The organism is Desulfovibrio sp. DV, assembly GCF_001936595.1.
GTDB lineage: Bacteria > Desulfobacterota > Desulfovibrionia > Desulfovibrionales > Desulfovibrionaceae > Solidesulfovibrio.
This window is the reverse complement of the sequence record NZ_MLBG01000190.1, coordinates 1-1,997: the sequence shown is the minus strand read 5'-3', so window position 1 is coordinate 1,997 and position 1,997 is coordinate 1. Positions and strand designations below refer to the sequence as shown.

Genomic DNA, 1,997 nt, shown 5'->3' with positions numbered 1-1,997 from the left:
TCAAGGGGTTCATACCATTCGTAAAAGATATCAGGCAGAGGGAGTCCTAGGGGACTTCCAGGGCCAGCGCGTCTACGATGTCGCGGTCCGCTTCCAGAAACGGCCGCATCCGGCCTTCCTGCGGGGTCAGCCATTCCATGTCCTGGCCTTCCAGGGGAAGCGGTTCCCCGTCAAAGGCGTGGACGTGGAAAAAATGCAGATGGACCGAGAGGTGTTCGTAGGAATGCGCTTTTTCTCGGAAAAAGGCAATTGCAGTGGGCGTGATGCCCAGTTCTTCGCGCAGTTCCCGGGCCAGGGCCACATCCGGCGTCTCGCCCGGCTCGATCTTGCCGCCGGGAAATTCATACGCTCCGGCCATGGGTTTGCCCTCGGGCCGGCGCACGCCCAGATAGCGGCCGCCCTGCCAGATAATGGCCGCCACCACATCGACAACTTTGTGGGCCGCGCTCACGCATCCTCCAGAAGGGCCGCCCGGCGCGCTTCCAGATCGGCAATTTCCTCTTCCATAATCGACATCCGGGCCAGCAAATCCTCGGACTCCCGGGAGAGTTCGCTGTATTCCTTGCTGAGCTTGGAGAAAAGCTCGCGCTGGGCATAGGTCTCGGGGGCAGCCATGACGGCCTCCACCTCGGACTGCTTGGTTAAAAGCGCCTCCAACTCGGCTTCGAGCTTCTCAAAGGCCTCGCGCTTGGGCTTGATGTCGCGGTAGAGGGCGTTTCGCTGCTCGGCCACCCGGCGCTTGCGTTCCTTGTCCTCCTGGCGCGAAACCTTCTGGACCGGAGCCGAGGCCTCGCCATCCTCCACCCGGCAGGCCGAGGCCTCGGCCATCTGGGCGGCTTCATAGGCGGCGTAGCCCTCGTCGTAGACGGTGATGCCGTCGGCCCCCACGGACCAGACTTCGCCGGCAGCCTCGCGCAACAGATAGCGGTCGTGGGCAACCATCAGGATGGTGCCGGTGAACTCGGCCAAGGCGCGCACCAAGGCTTCACGGCTTTCCAAATCCAGGTGGTTGGTCGGTTCGTCCAGAATCAGGAAATTGGCCCGGGCCGAAAAGAGTCCGGCCAGGACCAGACGCGATTTCTCGCCGCCGGACAGCTCGGAAACCCGGCGCTCCCAATAATCCTCGCCCAGGAGAAAAAGCCCGAGCGTGGAGCAGCACTCCAGATGGGTGGCCTTGGGGCCGGCCATGCGCCGCATCTCGGCCATGACCATGGCTTCGGTGTTTAAAATCTCGGTCTGGTGCTGGCTGAAATAACCGATCTTGACCCCGGTGCCGAGGACTATGCGGCCGTCGGTCGGCTTGTTGGCCCCGACAATGAGCTTTAAAAGCGTGGTCTTGCCCGCGCCGTTGTGCCCGACCAGGGCCACCTTCTGGCCCCGGAAAAGCTGAAAGGTCAGTGCCGGCCACAGCGGGTCGCGCCCAGGCCAGGCATAGGCCAGATCGGCGGCAGCGCAGACGGTCTTGTCCGACCGCTCGGGCTCGGGCAGGGAGAAATCAAGGGTCCGGCCGCGCACATCCGGCCGGTCGCCCCGCAGGGCCGAAATCTCCTTGTTGAGCTTGTCCACGGTCTTCAGCTTGCTCTGGGCCTGACGCGCCTTGCTGGCCTTGTAGCGAAACCGGTCAATAAACACGCTGTGCTGCTTGATCTTATTATCGATGGCCGCAGCTTGGCGCTCCCACTGCTTTTCCATCTCCTCGCGCCACACGAGAAACTGGGAGAACGACCCAGGCCGCCAGATGGGCTTGGCCTCGCCGAGAAAGAGCGTGTGGGTGGCCACCCGGTCGAGAAAGACCCGGTCATGGGCCACGAAAATAAGCACCCCGGCAAAGGCGCACAGAAAACGATTCCAGCCAGGACACGGCTTCGAGATCCAGGTGGTTGGTCGGTTCGTCCAGAAGCAGCACGTCAGCCCCGGCCGTCAGCACCCGGGCCAGCTTGGCCCGCTCCCGCCAGCCGCCGGACAGGCCGGATATGGGGCTGTGAAAATGCTTTTCC

General features: G+C 63.2%; 3 protein-coding genes. All 3 read right to left on the bottom strand.

Going from position 1 to position 1,997, the window contains the following annotated elements:
• Positions 1-46 precede the first annotated feature (46 nt).
• A complete protein-coding gene (locus tag DVDV_RS21640) occupies positions 47-451 on the bottom strand; it encodes a (deoxy)nucleoside triphosphate pyrophosphohydrolase (protein WP_075356631.1) in 405 nt (134 codons plus the stop codon).
• Positions 448-1,809, bottom strand: a complete 1,362-nt coding sequence (locus DVDV_RS21635) for an ABC-F family ATP-binding cassette domain-containing protein (protein ID WP_254845497.1) — start codon at positions 1,807-1,809, stop codon at positions 448-450. Before DVDV_RS21635 ends, DVDV_RS21640 begins: the two co-directional genes overlap by 4 nt.
• On the bottom strand, positions 1,799-1,997 hold a 199-nt coding region (locus tag DVDV_RS23710), incomplete at its 5' end, for an ATP-binding cassette domain-containing protein (protein ID WP_254845496.1). The genes DVDV_RS23710 and DVDV_RS21635, both read right to left, overlap by 11 nt.